General features: G+C 72.4%; 2 protein-coding genes. One reads left to right on the plus strand and one right to left on the minus strand.

Annotation, left to right across the window (positions count from 1 at the left end):
* A partial coding sequence (locus L995_RS31160) for a tripartite tricarboxylate transporter substrate-binding protein (RefSeq protein ID WP_047475385.1) occupies nucleotides 1-475 on the plus strand: 475 nt, incomplete at its 5' end.
* Nucleotides 476-538: 63 nt separating this feature from the next.
* Here the strand turns inward: L995_RS31160 and L995_RS31165 are convergent.
* A partial coding sequence (locus tag L995_RS31165; RefSeq protein WP_047475387.1) for an EamA family transporter occupies nucleotides 539-758 on the minus strand: 220 nt, incomplete at its 5' end.

Raw genomic sequence — 758 nt, forward strand, 5'->3', positions numbered from 1 at the left:
CCGCGTCACCACGGGCGAGGGCACGACGGGCCACGCCGTGCTGCAGCGCATAGAGCAGGCCACGCGCATTCCCATCGTGCATGTGCCCTACAAGGGCGGGGGCCAGCAGCTCAACGATGCGCTGGCCGGGCATTTCGAGCTGCTGTCCACCAATGTGGCGCCGCTGCAGCTGCAGGCGCTGCGCGCGGGCCGCCTCAAGGCCCTGGCCGTGGGCGCGCCGCAGCGGCTGGCAGCCCTGCCCGATGTGCCCACGCTGGCGCAGCTGGGCCATGCGCAGGCCAACCTGGATTCGCTGTTCGGCCTGTTCGCGCCGCCGCAGATGGCGCCAGCGCTGGCCCAGCGCATCAATGCCGCGGTGGCCCAGGCGCTGCGCGCGCCGGCCATCCGCAGCCGGCTGGAGGCGGCCAGCAACCAGCCGTTCGAAGGATCTGCCACGGAGTTCGCGCAGCAGGTGATGCGCGAGGCCGGGCGCTGACCGCCCTGCATCGCTCCCCCCGCACCACGCCCTGCACCACGCCCTGCACCACGCCGGACGGGCTCAGCGCGCGTACTTCTTGGCCCCGGCCACGCAGACCACGGCGGCCATGGTGACCAGCACCATGCCCCAGCTCACCTGCTCGTGCAGCAGCAGGGCCGCCAGGCCCAGGCCCATGAAGGGCTGCAGCAGCTGGATCTGGCCCACGGCCGCAATGCCGCCCTGGGCCAGGCCCCGGTACCAGAAGACAAAGCCGATGAGCATGCTGAACAGCGAGACGCGG

The sequence above is a fragment of the Delftia sp. ZNC0008 genome (genome assembly GCF_000799035.1).
In the GTDB taxonomy this organism is placed as follows: domain Bacteria; phylum Pseudomonadota; class Gammaproteobacteria; order Burkholderiales; family Burkholderiaceae_C; genus Comamonas; species Comamonas tsuruhatensis.